Annotated in this window: 15 protein-coding genes and 1 pseudogene; 6 read left to right on the top strand and 10 right to left on the bottom strand. The window is 61.5% G+C overall.

Annotated features, from left to right (window positions below):
* Nucleotides 1–12: 12 nt before the first annotated feature.
* Nucleotides 13–1,422, top strand: coding sequence for a pyridoxal phosphate-dependent decarboxylase family protein (locus BT204_RS17040; RefSeq protein ID WP_072447580.1), 1,410 nt, complete (start codon nt 13–15; stop codon nt 1,420–1,422).
* A 125-nt stretch (nt 1,423–1,547) separates the two neighbouring features.
* Here the strand turns inward: BT204_RS17040 and BT204_RS17035 are convergent, their stop codons facing one another.
* Nucleotides 1,548–3,884 (bottom strand): putative bifunctional diguanylate cyclase/phosphodiesterase, encoded by a 2,337-nt coding sequence (locus tag BT204_RS17035; protein WP_054897756.1) that lies wholly within the window; start codon nt 3,882–3,884, stop codon nt 1,548–1,550.
* Between the two features lie 332 nt (nt 3,885–4,216).
* On the opposite strand from BT204_RS17035, the gene lon reads away from it, so the two are divergent.
* The 5 genes from lon (at nt 4,217) to cmoB (ending at nt 9,621) form a co-directional block, all read left to right on the top strand.
* The gene (lon, locus tag BT204_RS17030; protein WP_072447578.1) at nt 4,217–6,637 is read left to right on the top strand and encodes an endopeptidase La; all 2,421 of its coding nucleotides are present in this window, start codon (nt 4,217–4,219) and stop codon (nt 6,635–6,637) included.
* Nucleotides 6,638–6,840: 203 nt separating this feature from the next.
* Nucleotides 6,841–7,230 carry a protease inhibitor I42 family protein gene (locus tag BT204_RS17025; protein ID WP_072447576.1) on the top strand — a complete coding sequence of 130 codons (390 nt, stop codon included), beginning with the start codon at nt 6,841–6,843 and terminating at the stop codon, nt 7,228–7,230.
* A 1-nt stretch (nt 7,231) separates the two neighbouring features.
* Entirely contained in the window at nt 7,232–7,888 is a 657-nt protein-coding gene (locus BT204_RS17020; RefSeq protein WP_034128651.1) for a lysoplasmalogenase, read from the top strand.
* 36 nt (nt 7,889–7,924) lie between these two features.
* Nucleotides 7,925–8,668: a carboxy-S-adenosyl-L-methionine synthase CmoA gene (cmoA, locus tag BT204_RS17015; RefSeq protein WP_047712669.1), complete on the top strand. Its 744-nt coding sequence runs from the start codon at nt 7,925–7,927 to the stop codon at nt 8,666–8,668.
* Nucleotides 8,665–9,621: a tRNA 5-methoxyuridine(34)/uridine 5-oxyacetic acid(34) synthase CmoB gene (gene cmoB, locus BT204_RS17010; protein WP_072447574.1), complete on the top strand. Its 957-nt coding sequence runs from the start codon at nt 8,665–8,667 to the stop codon at nt 9,619–9,621. Before cmoA ends, cmoB begins: the two co-directional genes overlap by 4 nt.
* Nucleotides 9,622–9,738: 117 nt before the next feature.
* On the opposite strand, the gene tadA is transcribed toward cmoB, so the two are convergent.
* The 9 genes and pseudogenes from tadA to lepA form a co-directional block, all read right to left on the bottom strand.
* A complete protein-coding gene (gene tadA, locus BT204_RS17005; protein WP_072447572.1) occupies nt 9,739–10,230 on the bottom strand; it encodes a tRNA adenosine(34) deaminase TadA in 492 nt (163 codons plus the stop codon).
* Complete coding sequence (locus tag BT204_RS17000) at nt 10,230–11,612, bottom strand: multicopper oxidase family protein (RefSeq protein WP_034128713.1); 1,383 nt, start codon at nt 11,610–11,612, stop codon at nt 10,230–10,232. The genes tadA and BT204_RS17000 overlap by 1 nt, the downstream gene beginning before the upstream one ends.
* A 116-nt stretch (nt 11,613–11,728) precedes the next feature.
* Nucleotides 11,729–11,815: pseudogene (locus BT204_RS28310) on the bottom strand (outer membrane lipoprotein carrier protein LolA); the annotation flags it as partial.
* Nucleotides 11,816–11,841: 26 nt separating this feature from the next.
* Complete coding sequence (pdxJ, locus tag BT204_RS16990) at nt 11,842–12,585, bottom strand: pyridoxine 5'-phosphate synthase (RefSeq protein WP_034128655.1); 744 nt, start codon at nt 12,583–12,585, stop codon at nt 11,842–11,844.
* A gap of 51 nt (nt 12,586–12,636) precedes the next feature.
* A complete protein-coding gene (recO, locus tag BT204_RS16985) occupies nt 12,637–13,326 on the bottom strand; it encodes a DNA repair protein RecO (protein ID WP_034128656.1) in 690 nt (229 codons plus the stop codon).
* A 195-nt stretch (nt 13,327–13,521) separates the two neighbouring features.
* Nucleotides 13,522–14,424, bottom strand: coding sequence for a GTPase Era (gene era / locus BT204_RS16980; protein WP_005785147.1), 903 nt, complete (start codon nt 14,422–14,424; stop codon nt 13,522–13,524).
* Entirely contained in the window at nt 14,417–15,106 is a 690-nt protein-coding gene (gene rnc, locus BT204_RS16975) for a ribonuclease III (RefSeq protein WP_003188856.1), read from the bottom strand. Before rnc ends, era begins: the two co-directional genes overlap by 8 nt.
* A gap of 144 nt (nt 15,107–15,250) precedes the next feature.
* A complete protein-coding gene (gene lepB, locus BT204_RS16970; protein ID WP_003188855.1) occupies nt 15,251–16,105 on the bottom strand; it encodes a signal peptidase I in 855 nt (284 codons plus the stop codon).
* 5 nt (nt 16,106–16,110) lie between these two features.
* Complete coding sequence (lepA, locus tag BT204_RS16965; protein ID WP_003188853.1) at nt 16,111–17,910, bottom strand: translation elongation factor 4; 1,800 nt, start codon at nt 17,908–17,910, stop codon at nt 16,111–16,113.
* Between the last annotated feature and the right edge of the window lie 100 nt (nt 17,911–18,010).

Raw genomic sequence — 18,010 nt, 5'->3', positions numbered from 1 at the left:
GGACGTTTATCTATGACCCCCGAAGAATTCCGCCAACATGGCTATGCCATGATCGACCTGATTGCAGACTACCGACAGAACATCGAACAACGCGGCGTGCAGCCCACCACCCGACCTGGCGAGATCAAAGCTGCCCTGCCGGCCAGCCCGCCTGACACGGCCGAACCGTTCGAACAGATCATGGGCGACGTCGAAAAACTGATCATGCCCGGCTTGCTGCATTGGCAGCATCCCAGTTTCTTCGGGTTCTTCCCTTCCAATGTGGAACTGTCCTCAGTGCTGGGCGATTGCCTGAGCACCGGCCTGGGTGTGATTGGGTTGTCCTGGCAATCCAGTCCGGCTCTCACCGAAATAGAGGAAGTCACCACCGACTGGCTGCGCGACATGCTCGGCCTGGGCAGCACGTGGAGCGGTGTGATCCAGGACTCTGCGTCCACCTCCACGCTGGTGGCGCTTATCAGCGCCCGGGAACGCAGCTCCGATTACGCGCTGATGCACAACGGCCTGCAAAACAGCAGCGCGCCCCTGATCGTCTACACCTCAGCCCATGCCCACAGCTCGGTCAACAAGGCGGCGATCCTGGCCGGATTCGGCCAGAACCATATCCGCACCATCGCCACCGATGCACACCATGCAATGTCGCCCCAGGCACTGGCGCACGCCATCGCACAGGACCTGGCCGCCGGCAACACGCCCTGCGTGGTGATTGCCACCACCGGCACCACGGCCGCCATGGCGATCGACCCCCTGGATGCAATTGGCGAACTGACCCAACGTCACGGCCTGTGGCTGCATGTGGACTCGGCCATGGCCGGCGCCGCAATGATCCTGCCAGAATGCCGGGCCTTGTGGGATGGCATCGAAAAGGCTGACTCCCTAGTGCTCAACCCGCACAAATGGCTGGGCGCGGCCTTCGACTGCTCGGTGTACTTCGTGCGCGACCCCGAGCATTTGATTCGCATCATGACCACCAACCCGAGTTACCTGCAGTCCAGCGCAGACGGCCAAGTGCGAAACTACCGTGACTGGCGGATCTCCCTGGGCAGCCGTTTCCGCGCCTTGAAGTTGTGGTTCCTGATACGCGAGCAAGGCGTCAGCGGCCTGCAAGCGCGGTTGCGGCGAGACCTGGCCAATGCGCGCTGGCTGGCAGAGCAGATCGAAGCCACTGAGCACTGGACACTGGTGACCACGCCCGCCTTGCAAACCCTGTGCATTCGCCATGAACCGCCGGGTTTGGAAGGCCAGGCACTGGACCATCACACGCGAGCCTGGGCAGAAAAACTCAACCAGTCAGGCGATGCCTACGTCACCCCCGCCATCCTCGATGAGCGCTGGATGGTGAGGGTGTCCATCGGCGCGCTGGGCACCGAGCATCAGCATGTCCAAAGGTTGTGGGTGCGATTGCAAGCCCTGGTCGCTTGAACGCTGCCAAAGTAGCACCCCTGTGGCGAGGGAGCTTGCTCCCGCTGGAGTGCGAAGCGCTCCCAGGATTTTGGGGCCGCTGCGCAGCCCAGCGGGAGCAAGCTCCCTCGCCACAGTCAAACTGTCTAGGTTGGCACCTGCTCACGCCGCATCCACCGCTCGAACGCCATGGCATTGAGCGGCCGGCTGATCAGGTAGCCCTGGGCCGTGTCGCAGTTCCAGCGTTTGAGCAAGGTGAGGCTGTGTTCGAACTCCACGCCCTCGGCGACCACCTTGAGCCCCAGGCTATGACTCATCTCGATGGTGGAGCGCACGATCACCCCGTCGCCGCTGGTGCTGTCGAGGTTGCGCACAAAGGACTGGTCGATCTTCAGCTCTTGCACCGGCAGGCGCTGCAACTGTGCGAGGGAGGAGTAACCGGTGCCGAAATCATCCACCGACAGGCTGATCCCGCAATTGCGCAGCTGCTCCAGCACGCTGAGGGCCTGCTGCGGGTTGTGCATAATGGCGCTCTCGGTAATCTCGAAAATCAAATGCTCGGCGCCCACATGGTATTGGGCCAATAGCGCGGTGACGCGAATGGCCAAGTCATCATCCGCCAAGTCGTTCACGGAGATATTCACCGACAGCTGGATAACCAGCCCACGCTGCGCCCATTCGGCAATCTGGCGGATGGCTTCCTCGATCACCCACAGGGTCAGGGCACCCATGCTGCCAGTGCGTTCGGCCAACGGAATGAACTCCCCCGGAGACACTTGCCCCAGCGTCGCGTGTTGCCAGCGCAGCAAGGCTTCGGCCTGGCCCACGTGCCCGTGCCGCAGGTCGAGCTTGGGTTGGTAGCACAGGAACAACTCGCCTTCGATCACGGCGCGGCGCAAGTCGCGAATCAGGGTGATCTGGCGTTGGTGGGCGAGGTCGCGGTCCGGTTGGTAGATCTGCAAGTGCCCCGGCAGGTTGGCCGCGTCGTGCCGGGCGATGGCCGCGCGGTTGATCAACTCTTCCACCTGCTGCCCATCAGCAGGGTACGCGGCGATGCCGATACTCACCTCATGGCGCACTTCGTCATTGCCGATGCGCAGGGGTTCGGTCAACGCCCCATGCAACTGGTCGGCGCGGGCCACGGCAGAGTCGATCTCGGTGTTTTCCAGCAACAACAGAAACTCACTGCCGGCGATGCGCGCGGCGGTGTCGCTGGCCAACAGGCTGCTGGACAAGCAGCGGCTGGCCTCGCACAACATGTGCTCGACACCTTCGGGGCCAAACCCTTCGTTGATGACTCGGTAGTTTTCAATCCCCACGTACAGCAACACCACCGACCGCCGTGCGCTGATCGCACTGCCCAGGCGCTCCATGGCCAAGGCACGGTTGGGCAATCCGGTGAGCGGGTCATGCAAGGCATTGTGGGCCAGTTGCCGTTCGCGCAGGGCGATGCCGCTTTGCATGGCATTGAACGCCCGCGCCAGCAGGCCGAACTCGTCGTGGCTGCGCACCCGCACCGGGGTGCGGTAGTCACCGGCCCCGATCCGTTCAGCGGCTTGCACCAGCGCATTGAGCGGGCGTGACACTCGCCGCGCCAGGAATAAGGCCACCGCCAGCGAGACCAGCAGCACCGCCAGGGCAATCCCCATGAACTGCCGGTCCAGCGGCGCGAAGGATTCCAGCGCATGGTCCAGCGGACTTTGCAGCAACACGCGCACTTCATCGCCTTCGCCGCTGTTGGCCAAGGGCAACACTTGGCTGAGCACACGCTGGCCATGGAACAGCTGGATCTTCGCCTCAGGATCGACCTGCGTGCCATGCAAGAGGCTGATAATGCTTGGGCGCCAATTGCCAGGGTGGGTGGTGAACAGCTGACCGAGATGGCCGTCCTGCACACTGAGGAACGACACCTCCAGGTTGCTCATGGAGCGAAGTTCATGGGCGAATTGCGTGTCCATGGGAAAGCCCATGACCACGCGTGCGATCGGCACAGGCCCGAGCACATCTTTTTGCACCAGCAAATAGGGGCGCCCGGCCATGGCGACGATCAACATTTGCTGGCCGCTGCGCCGCGCCTTGCGCAAGGCATCGGCATACGGGAACAACTGGCCCCGCGTCTGCACCAGCAGGGTACTGACCATAACCCTATCATCCAGGCCCAGCACCACCACTTCGCTGGAACTGACCCCGGTGCCATGGGTGCCCAGGGCCTCCAGGATCGGCACCGTCCGGCCACCGGCCACCGCCTGCTTGAACGGCCCATCGGCGGTGAGCCAGTCCAACCCGTACTGCAAGCGCCGCCCGCGCAGGTCCAGCAGGCGCTCGAACACCTGCCGCCCGGTGTTCAACTGTACGTCGGCCTGGTTCTCCACCGCACGGGTGGTGGCAGCGTGCACGGCAAAATAGGTGGCGGCCACGACCACCAGCAACAACAGCGCCAGCACTCCGGCTATGCGGGTCTGAAACGTGTGGCGCCAGTGCATGGCCGCGCCCTCGGGCCGCGCTCGTCGCTCTTGGCCGTGCTTTCCTTGTGTCATACGCGTCCCTGCCGACTGCTAACCGGCGTCAAAAAAACATCCTTTTTTATGGGGAATTTTATTAAAGCAGGTTAGCTGGGACTGGGGATAAGTAAACCCAATAAAAGCTGGGTCTAGCCGTCACATTATTGACGATCAGTTCGAAAAGCGGAGGGGTAAAGTACGTTGACCGCAACCCTCCCGTTATTTCATGCAAATTGTTGCTAACGACGCCCCCCCATTGAAACCACCGCAACCCCGCCCCATCTAACCTGCATACTTACTGATGCAGGTGCCCCATGAGCGACCAGCAAGAATTTCCAGATTACGACCTCAACGATTACGCCGACCCCGAAAACGCTGAAACCCCCTCGTCCAATACTGGCCTGGCCCTGCCTGGGCAAAACCTGCCGGACAAGGTCTACATCATCCCGATCCACAACCGGCCGTTCTTCCCGGCACAAGTGTTGCCGGTGATCGTCAATGAAGAACCCTGGGCCGAAACCCTGGAGCTGGTGAGCAAATCCGACCACCATTCCCTTGCGCTGTTTTTCATGGACACGCCGCCCGAAGACCCACGGCACTTCGACACCTCCGCCCTGCCGCTGTACGGCACCCTGGTGAAGGTGCACCACGCCAGCCGCGAGAACGGCAAGCTGCAGTTCGTCGCCCAGGGCCTGACCCGCGTGCGCATCAAGACCTGGCTCAAGCACCACCGCCCACCTTACCTGGTGGAAGTCGAATACCCGCATCAGCCCAGCGAGCCGACCGATGAGGTCAAGGCCTACGGCATGGCGCTGATCAATGCGATCAAGGAACTGCTGCCCCTCAACCCGCTGTACAGCGAAGAGTTGAAGAACTACCTCAACCGCTTCAGCCCCAACGATCCGTCGCCGCTCACCGACTTTGCCGCGGCACTCACCTCGGCGACAGGTAATGAACTGCAGGAAGTGCTGGACTGCGTGCCCATGCTCAAGCGCATGGAAAAAGTGCTGCCGATGCTGCGCAAAGAGGTGGAAGTCGCGCGCCTGCAAAAAGAACTCTCCGCCGAGGTAAACCGCAAGATTGGCGAGCACCAGCGTGAGTTCTTCCTCAAGGAACAACTCAAGGTCATCCAGCAGGAGCTGGGCCTGACCAAGGACGATCGCAGCGCCGATGTCGAACAGTTCGAACAGCGCCTGCAAGGCAAAGTGCTGCCGGCGCAAGCGAAAAAACGCATTGATGAAGAACTGAACAAACTGTCGATCCTGGAAACCGGTTCGCCGGAATACGCCGTCACGCGCAACTACCTGGACTGGGCCACCTCGGTGCCGTGGGGCGTGTACGGAGAAGACAAACTCGACCTCAAGCACGCGCGCAAAGTGCTCGACAAGCACCATGCGGGCCTGGATGACATCAAGAGCCGCATCCTCGAATTCCTAGCGGTGGGCGCCTACAAGGGCGAAGTCGCCGGTTCCATCGTATTGCTGGTAGGCCCGCCGGGCGTGGGCAAGACGAGTGTGGGCAAGTCCATCGCCGAATCCCTGGGGCGGCCGTTCTATCGCTTCAGTGTTGGCGGCATGCGCGACGAGGCCGAGATCAAGGGCCACCGGCGCACCTACATCGGCGCCCTGCCTGGCAAGCTGGTGCAGGCGTTGAAAGACGTGGAAGTGATGAACCCGGTGATCATGCTCGACGAGATCGACAAGATGGGCCAGAGCTTCCAGGGCGACCCGGCGTCGGCGCTGCTGGAAACCCTGGACCCGGAGCAGAACGTCGAATTCCTCGACCACTACCTGGACCTGCGCCTGGACCTGTCCAAAGTGCTGTTCGTGTGCACCGCCAACACCCTGGACTCAATCCCCGGTCCGTTGCTGGACCGCATGGAAGTGATTCGCCTGTCGGGCTATATCACCGAAGAAAAAGTCGCCATCGCCAAGCGCCACTTGTGGCCCAAGCAGTTGGAAAAAGCCGGCGTGGCCAAAAACAGCCTGACCATCAGCGACGGTGCCTTGCGCGCCTTGATCGACGGTTATGCGCGAGAGGCCGGCGTGCGTCAGTTGGAGAAACAACTGGGCAAGCTGGTGCGCAAGGCGGTGGTAAAACTGCTGGATGAGCCGGACTCGGTGATCAAGATCGGCAACAAGGACCTGGAAAGCTCCCTGGGCATGCCGGTATTCCGTAATGAGCAAGTGCTGTCCGGCACCGGCGTGATTACCGGCCTGGCGTGGACCAGCATGGGCGGCGCCACCTTGCCGATCGAAGCGACGCGCATCCACACGCTCAACCGCGGCTTCAAGCTCACCGGGCAGTTGGGTGAAGTGATGAAAGAGTCCGCCGAAATCGCCTACAGCTACATCAGTTCCAACCTGAAGTCGTTTGGCGGCGATGCGAAGTTCTTCGACGAAGCCTTCGTGCACTTGCACGTGCCGGAAGGCGCCACGCCGAAAGACGGCCCGAGTGCCGGCGTGACCATGGCCAGTGCGTTGCTGTCCCTGGCCCGCAACCAACCGCCGAAAAAAGGCGTGGCGATGACCGGCGAACTGACCTTGACCGGGCATGTACTGCCGATTGGCGGGGTGCGCGAGAAGGTGATTGCGGCGCGGCGCCAGAAGATTCACGAGTTGATCTTGCCGGAGCCCAACCGTGGCAGCTTTGAAGAGTTGCCGGACTATTTGAAGGAAGGGATGACGGTGCACTTTGCCAAGCGGTTTGCGGATGTGGCGAAGGTGCTCTTCTGAGAAATATCCAGACCTGATCATTCCCACGCTCTGCGTGGGAATACATCCCGTGACGCTCCGCGTCACAAAGCGGACGCGGAGCGTCCAAGGCAACGTTCCCACGCAGAGCGTGGGAACGATCGGCCAACGCAAAACCCCACCTTGTCACACCTTGTCTCATCTTCGGTTATGCTCCCCCTTCGTCGTGTATTAACGGAGCCTTCATGACCGCTGCCCGCCTGCTTCTCCCCTTGAGCCTTGTCTTGCTGGCCGCATGCGCCAGTGCCCCCAAGCAAAACGTCAGCGTGGACAACCAGAGCGCCTGCCCGCTCCAGCTTAAAAACGGGCAAAACCTGATCCTCACCCTGCCCAGCAACCCCACCACCGGTTACCGCTGGGCCATCCAGGACTCCGCCGGCGGCGTGTTGCGCGCCTTGGGCCCCGAGGTCTACAGCAGCACCGAGTCCGGCGTGATCGGCGGTGGCGGCCAGTCCACCTGGCGCTTCCAGGCGTTTGCCGCAGGGCAAGGGCGTTTGCGCCTGACATCCCAGCAACCTTGGGAGCCGGAGGCCGAACCTGCCGAAACCTTTGACTGCGCCATTACGGTGAACTGATATGCCATGGCTGATCCTTGCCTTGATGGGCGCCGGCACCTTTGTCTATGGCTTGGCGACCCATGCGACGCTGCTGTGCCTGCTGGTCAAGCCACTGCCGGTGCTGGCGCTGCTGGGTTGGCTGCATGACGCGCCGCCCACCGAGTATCGACGCTGGATCAGCCTGGGGTTAATTTTTTCCCTGGTGGGCGACGTGTTGCTCGCCTGGCCAGGCGACCTGTTTATCTTTGGCCTGGGCGCGTTTCTGTTCGCGCACCTGGCCTATCTCAAAGCCTATTTCAGTGACTGTCGGCGCTTGGCGCTGCTGCCGCTGGTGCTGGCCCTCGGCGTAGGCGCAATCTTGCTGAGCATCCTGATCTCCCACGGCCTCGGTGAGCTTTTGATACCGGTGGTGGTTTACGCGCTGGTGATCAGCGCCATGCTCTGGCGTGCGTTGGCGCGACTGGGCAGCGAGGTGCCCAAGCGTTCAGCGTGGCTGGCGGCGGCGGGTGCGGTGTCGTTTGTGGTTTCCGACGCGCTGATCGGCATCAATCGGTTTGTGCTGGCGTTCGAGGCAGCGCCGTATTTGCTGATCGCCACCTACTGGCTCGGGCAATGGGGCATCACCGCCTCGGCTTTCCATCAGACAACCCGCGCATCCGAGGGCCAACTTGGCTAAAATGCCGGCCTTTCCCCCACCGTCGCCGGAACAACCGTGAGCAAAGAACCCGATCGCCTATTCGCCCAGCCCCTGCCCCAGGTGCCGGACTTCGCCTTTAACGAGGATGTGGTGCGGGTGTTCCCGGACATGATCAAGCGCTCGGTGCCGGGTTACCCCACCATCGTCGAGAACCTCGGCGTGCTGGCCGCGCAATTTGCCCAGCCCCACAGCGTGCTGTATGACCTGGGCTCTTCCCTGGGGGCCGTGACCCAAGCCCTGCGCCGCCATGTACGCACCGAGGGTTGCCGGGTGATCGCCGTGGACAACTCCGCCGCGATGGTCGAGCGCTGTCGCGAATACCTCAATGGCCAGGACTCGATGTTCCAGGAGTTGCTGCCCGTGGAGGTGATCGAGGGCGATATTCTCGCCCTGCAATTCAAGCCCGCCTCGGTGGTGGCCCTGAACTTCACCCTGCAATTTATCGCCCCCCAGGAGCGCCTGGCGTTGCTGGGGCGCATTCGCCAGGCGCTGCTGCCGGGCGGGGCCTTGATCCTCTCGGAAAAGCTGCGCTTTAACGATGTTGAAGAGCACGCGCTGCTGACCGACCTGCATATCGCCTTCAAGCGCGCCAACGGCTACAGCGAGCTGGAAATCGCCCAGAAGCGCAGCGCCATCGAAAACGTCATGAAGCCCGACAGCCTCGAAGAACACCGCGAACGCCTGCTGGCGGCCGGGTTCTCGAAAGTCGTGCCGTGGTTCCAGTGTCTTAACTTTGCCTCGTTGATTGCCTTGCCATGATTGATTTGTCCCCCCTCGCCCGCCACCTGGTAGGCACTCCTTTGGCCGTGTGGGCCCAGGGCCTGCAAGCGCAGCTCGATAGCAAGATGGAAAAAGGCCATGGCGACCTGGAGCGCTGGCAGAGCGCCTTGGATGCGCTGCCGAAGATCCAGCCCAACAGCGTAGATTTGCTCAACGGCCTGGTGCTGGACACCGATTGCGACGACGCCACCCGCGCGCAGATGCACACGGCGCTGATGGGCCTGAGCCCCTGGCGCAAAGGCCCGTTCCATCTGTTCGGCGTGCATGTGGACACCGAGTGGCGTTCGGACTGGAAGTGGTCGCGGGTCGCGCCGCACCTGGACCTCAAAGGCAAGCGCATCCTCGATGTGGGCTGCGGCAACGGCTACTACATGTGGCGCATGCTCGGCGCCGGGGCCGACAGCGTGATTGGCGTGGACCCCAACTGGCTGTTCTTCTGCCAGTTCCAGGCCGTGCAGCGCTACTTGTCCGAGCCCAAGGCCTGGCACCTGCCGTTCCCGTTCGAAGACTTGCCGGCGAACCTGGAAGGCTTTGACACGGTATTTTCCATGGGCGTGTTCTACCACCGCCGCTCGCCCATCGAGCATTTGCTGGCGTTGAAGGACACCCTGGTCAAGGGCGGCGAGTTGGTGTTGGAAACATTGGTGGTGGAAGGCGACCAACAACAAGTGCTGGTGCCAGAAGACCGTTACGCCCAGATGCGCAACGTGTGGTTCCTGCCGTCGGTACCGGCGTTGATGCTGTGGCTGCGCCGGGCCGGGTTCAGTGATGTGCGGTGCGTGGATGTGAGCATGACCACGGTTGAGGAGCAGCGTGGGACGCAGTGGATGAAGTATCAGTCGCTGAGTGATTTCCTGGACCCTGAGGATCACAGCAAGACCATTGAAGGGCTGCCGGCGCCGATGCGGGCGGTGATCATCGCTCGTAAATGACACCACTATGATCGTTCCCACGCTCTGCGTGGGAATGCCTCTTGTGACGCTCTACGTCACGCTTTGGGACGCAGAGCGTCCTGTGCTGCGTTCCCACGCGGAGCGTGGGAACGATCATCACGGTTTAGCTCGTCGGGCTTTGAAGAACTCGCTCAGGACAGCCCCACACTCCTCGGCCAATACCCCGCCCTCAAACAACACCCGATGGTTTAGAAAACCCTGGGTAAAAAACTGCCCCTGGCTTTGCACGATGCCCGCCTTCGGCTCCAGCGCGCCATACACCACCCGCGCCACCCGCGAATGCACGATCAAACCCGCGCACATGCTGCACGGTTCCAGCGTCACGTACAGCGTGCTGCCCACCAGCCGATAGTTGCTGATCGCTTGTGCAGCGGCGCGGATCGCGACCATTTCGGCATGGGCGCTGGGGTCGTTGCCACTGATGGGGCAGTTGAAGCCGCGGCCGATGATTTCACCGTCCTGCACCAGCACCGCACCCACCGGCACTTCGCCCAATTCAGCGCCTTGGGCGGCGAGCGCCAGGGCTTCGCGCATAAAGTCCTGGTCGCGGCTGCGGTCGATAATCGCGGCGGGGCGAATCTGGCGCATCACGCCACCTCGATGGCGGCCATCAGGCCGGTTTCCATGTGGTCGATCACATGGCAATGGAACATCCACACTCCTGGGTTATCCGCCACCAAGGCCACGCGGGCGCGTTCGTTCTTGCCCAGCAGGTAGGTGTCGGTGAAATACGGGATCACCTTGTGGCGGTTGGACGCAAGCACCTTGAAGCTCATCCCGTGCAGGTGGATCGGGTGCTGGTATTGGGTCATGTTCTTCAATTCGAAAATGTAACTCTTGCCCTTCTCCAGCTTGGCAATCGGGCGGTCGGCACAGGTCTTGTCGGTGATGTCCCAGGCCTGGCCGTTGATCTGCCACAGGCTCGGCGGCTTGCCGTTTTCGACGTTGACCGACACTGAGCCGACCCATTCGAAATTGAAGTTGAGTTTCTCGGCATTGGCCAGGTCTGGCTCGGCAACCGGGTTGGCCGGCAATGCCGGTGGCCATGCGGTAGGCGCGTCGGTATTGGCGACAGAGCGGAAGGTGCCAAGGCGCACCGGGCCGTTGCGCAGCGACAGTTCTTCGCCCGCCGGTGGCGCCTTGATCGCCAGGCAAATGCGCATGCCCGGGCCCAGCCAATATTCCTTGCCCAACGGGCGCGGCTCGATGGGGTTACCGTCCAGGGCATAGATCTGCGCTTCGACGCCAGGAATATTGAGGCGATAAGTCAGGGTGTTGTCGAGGTTGAGTAGGCGCACGCGGGTGATTTGCCCAGCCGGCAGGTCGATCACCGCCTGGGGCACGCCGTTGATAGTCGAGAGGCGCCCGGCCGTGCCGCCACGCGCCGCTTCACGGGGGATGCTGAACTCGACAAATGCGCCCTCTTCGTCGATGTGCCAGTTCTTCAGGCTCAAGGTGCGCTCGTACTGGAAACCGGTGGGTTCGCGCTCTTCCACGATCAACGGGCCGACGAGGCCACGGCCGAGTTCTTCGCTGCTGCTCACGTGAGGGTGATACCAGTAGCTGCCGGCATCGGGCACGCGGAATTTGTAGTCGAAGTATTCGCCAGGCAGCACCGGCAATTGCGAGACGTAGGGCACGCCGTCCATTTCCAGCGGCAGGCGGATGCCGTGCCAGTGGATGGTAGTGGCGACTGGCAGATGATTGATAAAGCGCACCCGCAGCCATTCGCCTTGGCGCACCCGCAACTCGGTGCCCGGCGCCGATGGGCCGAACGCCCAGGCCTGGGTCTTGTGCCCCGGCACCAACTCTACGTCCAGGGGCGCGGCGATCAGCTCGTAATCGTGCCCCGCCTCGGACTCAGCGACTTTCCCCAGCCAGTAGCGGTAGCCACCGCCGGCACCGACGCCTACTACGGCCAGGCCAGCAAGACCACCCAGGATTTGTCGACGGGAAAAGGATCGGGACACAACAACCTCGCGTATCTGCCGCAGGCCAAGGGCCCGCAAAGGGCTGATACGATACACCTGCGTCGGCTAAACAGTAAGGCTTCGCATTGCCGCACAGATGAAACATGGCTCAAACCTGTAGGAGCGAGCTTGCTCGCGAAAGACCTGAGAACAACGCGGGGAGCCAGACTCCCCGCGTCATCGTTAACGACCTTCGCGAGCAAGCTCGCTCCTACAGGTTAATGTGCGATCAGGGCTTGGCAGCGGCCAGAATCAGGGCTTTCATCTCGGCCACGGCGCCTTTGAAACCGACGAAAAGCGCGTGCGCCACCAGGGCGTGGCCGATATTCAGTTCGTTGATGCCCTTGATCGCAGCCACGGCTTCGACGTTGTGGTAATGCAAGCCATGGCCGGCATTGACGATCAAGCCTTCGTTGAGCCCGCAGTTCACGCCGTCGATGATGCGTTGCAGCTCGTCGGCCACTTCGGTCGGCGTGGTGGCATCGGCATAACGACCAGTGTGCAACTCGATCGCCGGGGCGCCGACACGGCGGGAGGCTTCGATCTGGCGTTCGTCGGCGTCGATAAACAGCGAGACTTCGCTGCCGATCCGCGACAGGCGCTCCACCGCGGCCTTGATCCGCGCTTCCTGGCCGGCGACGTCGAGGCCGCCTTCGGTGGTCAGCTCCTGGCGAGTTTCCGGTACCAGGCAGATATGCGCCGGGCGAATGCGCTCGGCGAACGTCATCATTTCTTCGGTGACGCCCATTTCGAAGTTCATGCGGGTTTGCAGCACGTCCTTGAGCAGCAGCACATCGCGCTCCTGGATGTGACGGCGGTCTTCGCGCAGGTGCACGGTGATGCCGTCGGCGCCCGCTTCTTCGGCGTCCAGCGCGGCCTTGACCGGGTCAGGGTAACGGGTGCCCCGGGCCTGGCGCAGGGTGGCGACGTGGTCGATGTTGACGCCAAGAAGAATGCGATTGCTGGTGGTCACGGAAGCGCTCCTGAAAAGGGAAAGAATCGGTGCACAGCATACACGGGGATGTCAGGGCTTTCGAAACAACTCGCGACTGACCAGCGGCCGCCCGCCCAGGTGCACGGCCAGGGCCTGGCGCATCAGGCGCTTGGCGGCGGACAGCGCACCGGGAGCGTGCCAGTCGGCTTCACTCATGGCCAGCAGTTCGGTGCCCTGAAACAGGCCGGGCTGCAGCAGGTACACGCGCTCAAGCCCCGCATCGACTTGCAGGCGATACATGCCATCGGCGGCGATGGGCTCTCCGTGCAAGTCGTTGGCCAGTTCGAAGCCGTAGCCAAGGTCGTCGAGCAAACGCCATTCGAAAGCGCGCAGCAGCGGTTCCAGCGGACGGCCTTCAGCGAGGGCCAGCAAGGTGGCAGCGTAGTGATCAAAGACTGCCGGGTGCGGGTCTTCGGCGGGCAGCAGGCGAATCAGCAGCTCATTGAGGTAAAGGCCGCTGAACAGCGCATCGCCATTCAGCCAGGCCGAGGTGCCAACGCTTTCCAGGCGGCCGACGTTTTTCAGCTCGCCCTTGCCGCGAAACTCCACGTCGAGCGCCACGAACGGCCGCGCCAAGGTGCCCGCCTTGCCCCGTGCGCTGCGCAAGACTGCGCGCAGTCGGCCTTGGGGCGTGAGGAAGTCCACCAACGCACTGGTTTCGCGGTAGGCGCGGCTGTGCAGGACGTAGGCGGGTTGGCTGGGGGGTGGGGATTGCGACATGAGACGGGGAATCTCTAAAGAAGGAGAGCGCTTGTGTGGCGAGGGGAGCTTGCTCCCGCTGGGCTGCGAAGCAGCCCCTCTAGCAGCCACCGAGTTATACCTGAAAAACCTCGTCGACCTTGTTGGGGCCGCTCCGCGGCCCAGCGGGAGCAAGCTCCCTCGCCACAGCAAGCCCGCCAGTCACTGTGCAACCCGTTACAGGTCGCCATAGCCCAGAGAGCGCAACGCACGCTCATCATCGGACCAGCCACCCTTAACCTTCACCCACAGGTTGAGCATGATCTTGGAGTCGAACAGCAGCTCCATGTCCTTGCGCGCTTCGGTGCCGATGCGCTTGATACGCTCGCCCTTGTCGCCAATGATGATTTTCTTCTGGCCGTCGCGTTCGACGAGGATCAGCGCATGAATGTGCAAGGTCTTGCCCTGCTGCTTGAACTCTTCGATTTCGACGGTGATCTGGTACGGCAGCTCGGCGCCCATCTGGCGCATGATTTTCTCGCGGACCAGTTCGGCGGCAAGGAAGCGGCTGCTGCGGTCGGTGATCTGGTCTTCCGGGAAGAAGTGCTCGTTTTCCGGCAGGTAACCGGCGATCACGCGCTCCAGGGCTTCGAGGTTGTGGCCGTGCTGGGCCGAGATCGGCATGATCTGGGCGTTCGGCAGTTGTTCCTGCAACCAGGTCAGGTGCGGCATCAGCTCGGCTTTGTCTTCGATACGGTCGGTCTTGTTCAGCGCGACGATCAACGGGCCGGTCACGTATTGCACACGCTCGAGGACCATCTGGTCTTCGTCGGTCCACTTGGTGCGGTCGACCACGAAGATCACCACGTCGACGTCTTTCAACGCGGCCGAGGCGGTCTTGTTCATGTAGCGGTTCAGGGCTTTCTCGCCGCCTTTGTGCATGCCAGGAGTATCGACATACACCGCTTGCACGTTGCCTTCGGTCTTGATGCCCAGCATGTTGTGGCGGGTGGTCTGGGGCTTGCGCGAGGTGATCGCGAGCTTCTGGCCGAGGATGTGGTTGAGCAGCGTGGACTTGCCCACGTTCGGGCGGCCGACGATGGCAACATAGCCACAGCGTGTTGCGGTTGAATCAGTCATGGCCATTCTCCACGCCCAGGGCAATCAGTGCTGCAGCGGCCGCTACCTGTTCGGCAATACGACGGCTCACACCCTGACCTCGGCTTTTTTCGTTCAATAAAGTGATTTCACATTCCACGAAGAACACCCGGCAATGGGGCTCGCCCTGGATATCCACCACTTCGTAGCGTGGCAGTTCGCAACCGCGGGACTGCAGGTACTCTTGCAGGCGGGTCTTGGGATCCTTGTTGGTATCTACCAGCGTCAGGCTTTCGATTTCCGAGGCCAGCCAGGCGACAACGCGCTCCTTGGCCGTCTCCATGCCTGCATCGAGGTAGATCGCACCGATCAAGGCTTCCAGGGCATCAGCCAGGATTGACTCGCGACGGAAACCGCCGCTTTTCAACTCACCGGAACCCAGCCGCAGGTACTCGCCCAGGCCAAAGCCTCGGGCCAGCACGGCCAGGGTCTCGCCTTTCACAAGGCGTGCGCGCAGGCGCGACAGCTGGCCTTCTCGCGCTTGGGGGAAGCGCTCGAACAGCGCCTCGCCGGCGGCGAAATTGAGGATAGCGTCACCGAGGAATTCCAGGCGCTCGTTATTGCGCCCTGCAAAGCTGCGATGTGTGAGGGCAAGGACCATCAATTCCTGGTCCTTGAAGGTGTAGCCGAGCTGACGCTCGAGACGACTTAGAGAAACGGTCACGGTTTATCCATATCTAGTTGATGGCACCGGCGGCCATCGACGATTGACGCAGTGTTCAAATTCAAATCCTGATGGGTACCGGGCATCGGAAAATGTCCAAGCCCCAGAAAAGCATTCGGCGCTGTGTTCACAGCGCCGCTTGTATTACTTGATCAGCCCGACCCGCGAGAAGTTCGGCAGGTGGCTGAGCTTGGGTTCCGGCCAACTCATCCAGACCGCGAAGGCTTTGCCGACAATGTTCTCGTCCGGCACCATGCCCAGCAGATCCTTGGGAATGTTGGGGTCATCCCAGTAGCGGCTGTCGTTGGAGTTGTCCCGGTTGTCGCCCATCATGAAGTAGTGCCCGGCAGGCACTTTCCACTGGCCATCCGGCATCGCACGGTAGCGGCTCATTTCCTTGCGGATTTGGTGCTCCACCGCACCGAGTTTTTCCTGGTACAGCTCGGCGCTGCCCAAGGTATTCGGCTCGGCGCCCAACAGCTTCTCGGCCACCGACTCACCATTGATGAACAGGCGCTTGTCGCTGGTGTAGCGCACCACGTCGCCCGGCAGGCCGACGACTCGCTTGATGTAGTTGACGTTCGGGTCGCTTGGGTAGCGGAACACCATCACATCGCCGCGCTGCGGGTCACCCACCGGGATGACTTTCTTGTCGATCACCGGCAGGCGAATGCCGTAGGAAAACTTGTTCACCAGGATGAAGTCGCCCACGTCCAGGGTGGGTTTCATCGACCCCGAAGGGATCTGGAACGGCTCTACCAGAAACGAGCGCAGCACCAGCACGATGAACAACACCGGGAAGAACGACTTGCCGTACTCAACCAGCAAGGGCTCTTTGTTCAGCTTCTCGACCACCACCGCATCGGGCTGGCTGACGCTGCCCTGATAGGAAGCGATGGCCGCCCGACGACGCGGGGCGAAGAACACCAGATCGAGCAACGCCAGGAGACCACAGACGGCAACGGCAATGACCAGCAACAGCGGGAAATTTAGTGACATAGGACCTAACTATCCAACCTGAGCACCGCAAGGAAGGCTTCTTGTGGAACTTCCACGTTGCCTACTTGCTTCATGCGTTTTTTACCGGCCTTTTGCTTCTCAAGCAGTTTGCGCTTACGGCTTACGTCACCGCCGTAGCATTTGGCCAGTACGTTCTTTCTGAGAGCCTTGACGGAAGTCCGTGCAATGATCTGCCCGCCGATGGCGGCCTGGATCGCGACGTCGAACATCTGGCGCGGAATCAGTTCTTTCATCTTCTCGGTCAGTTGGCGACCTTTGTAGTGCGCGTTGTCCTTGTGCACGATCAGTGCCAAGGCATCTACCTTGTCGCCGTTGATCAGCACATCCAGTTTCACCAGATTAGCCGATTGGTAACGATCGAAATGGTAGTCCAGCGAAGCATAGCCGCGACTGGTGGACTTGAGACGGTCGAAGAAGTCCAGGACCACTTCGTTCATCGGCATATCGTAGGTCACTTGTACCTGGGTACCGAGGAACAGCATGTCGCGCTGCACGCCACGTTTTTCGATGCACAGGGTAATGACGTTGCCCAAGTGTTCCTGCGGTACCAGGATATTGGCCCGCACGATCGGCTCGCGCATGTCTTCGATGGCCGACAGGTCCGGAAGCTTGGAGGGGTTGTCGACGTAAATCGTTTCACCGGTTTTGAGCAGCAACTCAAAAATAACGGTTGGCGCGGTGGTGATCAGGTCCAGGTCGTATTCGCGCTCAAGGCGCTCCTGGATGATCTCCATGTGCAGCATGCCCAGGAATCCGCAACGGAAGCCGAAGCCCAGGGCGTCGGAGCTTTCCGGGGTGTACTGCAACGACGAGTCGTTGAGGGTCAGTTTTTGCAGGGCTTCGCGGAAATCTTCGAAGTCATCGGAGCTGACCGGGAACAGGCCGGCGTAGACCTGTGGCTGGATGCGCTTGAAGCCGGGCAGCACGTCGACGTCTGGCGTGGAGCTCAAGGTCAGGGTGTCACCTACTGGCGCACCATGAATGTCCTTGATGCCGGCGATGATGAAGCCTACTTCACCGGCTTTCAGATCAACGGTAGCGGTGTGCTTGGGGTTGAATACACCGACGCTGTCCACCAGGTGGATCTTGCCAGTGGACTTGACCAGGATCTTGTCGCCCTTCTTCACACGGCCATGGCGCACGCGCACCAGGGACACAACGCCCAGGTAGTTGTCGAACCAGGAGTCGATGATCAACGCTTGCAGCGGATCTTCGTAGTTGCCGGTCGGCGCGGGAATGGTGTGCACCAGACGTTCGAGCACTTCGTCGACACCCAGGCCGGTCTTGGCGCTGCAGGTGACGGCGTCGGTGGCATCGATGCCGATGATCTTCTCGATCTCTTCCTTGACGCGCTCAGGCTCGGCCTGGGGCAGGTCGATCTTGTTGAGCACGGGCATGACTTCCAGGCCCTGCTCGATCGCGGTGTAGCAGTTGGCAACCGACTGCGCCTCGACGCCCTGGCCGGCATCGACCACCAGCAACGCACCTTCACAGGCCGCCAGCGAACGGCTGACTTCGTAGGTGAAGTCAACGTGGCCAGGGGTGTCAATGAAGTTCAGTTGGTAAGTGATGCCGTCTTTGGCCTTGTAGTACAGCGTGACGCTGTGGGCCTTGATGGTGATCCCGCGCTCGCGTTCGAGGTCCATGGAATCCAGTACCTGGGCTTCCATTTCACGCTCGGCAAGGCCGCCGCACATCTGGATAAATCGATCGGCCAGCGTCGACTTGCCATGGTCAATGTGGGCGATGATGGAGAAATTGCGGATATGACTCAAATCACTCACGGATCAACACTCAAAAAGGCTGCAGGCAGATTGCCCGCTGAAAAATAGCCGGGAATTGTACCTGATGCTCAGGCCAGACGTCATCTTTGCTGACCAATAC

The sequence above is a fragment of the Pseudomonas sp. NFPP02 genome (assembly GCF_900119355.1).
GTDB classification, from domain to species: Bacteria; Pseudomonadota; Gammaproteobacteria; order Pseudomonadales; family Pseudomonadaceae; genus Aquipseudomonas; species Aquipseudomonas paracarnis.
The sequence above is the reverse complement of the archived record's forward strand: the minus strand, read 5'-3'. Positions and strand labels throughout refer to the sequence as shown.

Excerpts from the sequence above, each read along its gene's own strand:
- BT204_RS17040 (WP_072447580.1), top strand. The coding sequence starts at position 13 with ATGACCCCCGAAGAATTCCGCCAACATGGCTATGCCATGATCGACCTG.
- BT204_RS17035 (WP_054897756.1), bottom strand. The coding sequence starts at position 3,884 with ATGCACTGGCGCCACACGTTTCAGACCCGCATAGCCGGAGTGCTGGCG.
- lon (WP_072447578.1), top strand. The coding sequence starts at position 4,217 with ATGAGCGACCAGCAAGAATTTCCAGATTACGACCTCAACGATTACGCC.
- BT204_RS17025 (WP_072447576.1), top strand. The coding sequence starts at position 6,841 with ATGACCGCTGCCCGCCTGCTTCTCCCCTTGAGCCTTGTCTTGCTGGCC.
- BT204_RS17020 (WP_034128651.1), top strand. The coding sequence starts at position 7,232 with ATGCCATGGCTGATCCTTGCCTTGATGGGCGCCGGCACCTTTGTCTAT.
- cmoB (WP_072447574.1), top strand. The coding sequence starts at position 8,665 with ATGATTGATTTGTCCCCCCTCGCCCGCCACCTGGTAGGCACTCCTTTG.
- tadA (WP_072447572.1), bottom strand. The coding sequence starts at position 10,230 with ATGCGCCAGATTCGCCCCGCCGCGATTATCGACCGCAGCCGCGACCAG.
- recO (WP_034128656.1), bottom strand. The coding sequence starts at position 13,326 with ATGTCGCAATCCCCACCCCCCAGCCAACCCGCCTACGTCCTGCACAGC.
- era (WP_005785147.1), bottom strand. The coding sequence starts at position 14,424 with ATGACTGATTCAACCGCAACACGCTGTGGCTATGTTGCCATCGTCGGC.
- lepB (WP_003188855.1), bottom strand. The coding sequence starts at position 16,105 with ATGTCACTAAATTTCCCGCTGTTGCTGGTCATTGCCGTTGCCGTCTGT.